General features: G+C 69.9%; 2 protein-coding genes and 1 pseudogene. All 3 read left to right on the forward strand.

The genetic code is table 11. The features are described 5' to 3' along the window. The first annotated feature begins 490 nt into the window (after window positions 1–490). The gene (locus tag AB0M20_RS39165) at window positions 491–1,522 is read left to right on the forward strand and encodes a polymorphic toxin-type HINT domain-containing protein (protein ID WP_364306087.1); all 1,032 of its coding nucleotides are present in this window, start codon (window positions 491–493) and stop codon (window positions 1,520–1,522) included. Window positions 1,523–1,526: 4 nt separating this feature from the next. Further along, the gene (locus tag AB0M20_RS39170) at window positions 1,527–1,997 is read left to right on the forward strand and encodes a hypothetical protein (protein WP_364306090.1); all 471 of its coding nucleotides are present in this window, start codon (window positions 1,527–1,529) and stop codon (window positions 1,995–1,997) included. A gap of 62 nt (window positions 1,998–2,059) precedes the next feature. Beyond that, window positions 2,060–2,278 (forward strand): annotated as a pseudogene (locus tag AB0M20_RS39175) (malate synthase A); the annotation flags it as partial.

Here is a 2,278-nt window from a genome sequence, read left to right on the forward strand (position 1 = left end):
ATAATTACTAGCTAGGTTCCCTTTCTTTGGGTTTTCATAAATTCATTTACTGGCTTCTTTATTTACAATACTTCGTATTGTTGACTCGCATTCTTAGGAGGCCTCACGGTCGGCGGCCACCGCGACCGCTGCCGCGCAGCGCGCCCAGTCCGACGCCGCCGCGGCGTTCCGGGCCAAGCGCGACGCCCGCGCGTCCGCACAGGCCGCCGGCGCCGACGCCGAGGCGGCGGCTCGCGCCGCCAAGGAGGCCGCGGACATCTACACCCAGCGGCTGAAGCAGGCCGAGCTCGATCGGCGCAGCACCGCGCCGGGCAGCGGGCCCGGCGGTGACGGCACCGCGGCGGACAACCACAAGACGTGGGGCTGTCTGTCGCTCGACCCGGCGAACCTGTCCAAGGAGTGCCTGACGGTCTTCAAGGACTTCGCCGACGCGCTGATCAACCCGGCGAAGTGCAACACGCCGGCCAACAAGGGCACCACCGGCTGCGCGATGCTCGGCGACCTCAAGGAGTTCGTCAAGGAGAACGGCGACATCCTCCTGGACATCCTGCAGTTCACGCTGATGGCCTGCGGCCTGATCCCCGGCGCCGGGGAGGTCTGCGACGGCATCGACGCCGCGGTCTCCTTCGGCCGGGGCGATGTGATCGGCGGCCTGCTCTCGCTGGGCTCGGCCATCCCGATCGCGGGCTGGCTGGCCACCGGCGCCAAGGCGTGGAAGAACTCCGACCGCTTCCGCAACGTCATGAACATCATCGACAAGCTGAAGGCCGCCAAGGGTGGCTGCCCCACAAAGCAGAACAGCTTCGTGGCCGGCACCCGGGTGCTGCTTTCCGGCGGCCGGACCGCGGACATCGAGGATGTTCAGGTCGGTGACGTGGTGATGGCGACCGACCCGGAGGGTCGCCGCAGCGCGGGACGGCCGGTGACCGCGCTGATCCGCGGTTCGGGCGTGAAGCGTCTGGTGGACATCGCCGTCGACGACGACGGCAAGGCCGCGACCCCGCCGGCGGTCATCACGGCGACCGAGGGCCACCCGTTCTGGGTGCCGGCCCGCGGCGAGTGGGTGAAGGCGGGCTCCCTGGCCGCCGGATCTGCGGTGCTGACCGGGGCCGGTAAGCGCGCGGCGATCACCTCGGTGTCCGAGCGCACCCGGACGACGACCGTGTACAACCTGTCGGTCGCCGGCATCCACACGTTCTATGTGATGGCCGGCAAGGCGCCGGTGCTGGTGCACAACAGCGGGCCGTTCTGCGGGATCCCGTTCGGCAGGGCGGCGGGCACCGACGAGTTCCACGCGTCCGGCTACTCGCTGGACGAGATGGTGCAGTTCGTCTTCGGGCACACCGGTGGCGGCAACCCCGCCATGGGACGGCCGACGTCCGCCGAGGTCGAAGATGTGCTGCGCAGCGTCGGCCCGCAGCAGATCCCCGGTCAGAACTCGGCGGTGATGATCAGGTGCAACGTGCGGGTGATCATCAACTACTCCATGCCGTGGCGAAGCACCGCGAACTACATTCGGTGACCAGATGACAGATCCGGTGGAGTGGCTCGGCCGATGGGTGGACGAGGCTGACCGTGCGCGCCTCGACGAGGCCTCGGTCACCCTGACCCCGAGCCGCACCATCGGCCTGGCCGGCGCGGTGATCGGCTGGCGGGCGCACATCGCCAAGATCGATGCCGATCTCGACAAGGCGCCCGACGACCGATCGGTGTGGGGCGCGCACGATCTCGTCGCGGCGGTCATCCTCCGCGACATCGTGGCGGAGACCGCCCGCCTGGCCGACCCCACACTGCTGACCCGGATCGAGCCGGCGATCGCCGAGGTCGACGAGTGGTTCCGGCGCATCACCGAGCCCGACGACGACGGTTGCGTGGAAAGGGCGGACGGCCGCCGGGTGAAGGGCCGCGACTGGTGGTGGCACCGCATCCCGACCCGCGGCCCGATCCGCGAGGAGCTACACGACGACTGGGGCCACGGGTTATCCACAGGTCCCTGAGCCCGGGACGGCCCAGCCGGTTACGGTGGTCGCAGACCCACCTGCCAGAGGGGATGCGCACCGTGACCGAGATCCTGTCCGACGAGGCCGTCGCGTTCGTGACCGATCTGACCAGGCGGTTCCGGCCGCGCCGCAACGAGCTGCTGGCCGCCCGGGCGCAGCGCCGCGCCGCGATCGCCGCCGGCGCGTCGCTGGACTTCCTGCCGGAGACCGCCGACATCCGCGCCGGCGACTGGACCGTCCCGGCCGCCCCGGCGGATCTGACGGACCGCCGCGTCGAG

Origin of the sequence: Actinoplanes sp. NPDC051633, assembly GCF_040681735.1 — a bacterium.
Lineage (GTDB): Bacteria > Actinomycetota > Actinomycetes > Mycobacteriales > Micromonosporaceae > Actinoplanes.

Excerpts from the sequence above, each read along its gene's own strand:
- AB0M20_RS39165 (WP_364306087.1), top strand. The coding sequence starts at position 491 with ATGCTCGGCGACCTCAAGGAGTTCGTCAAGGAGAACGGCGACATCCTC.
- AB0M20_RS39170 (WP_364306090.1), top strand. The coding sequence starts at position 1,527 with ATGACAGATCCGGTGGAGTGGCTCGGCCGATGGGTGGACGAGGCTGAC.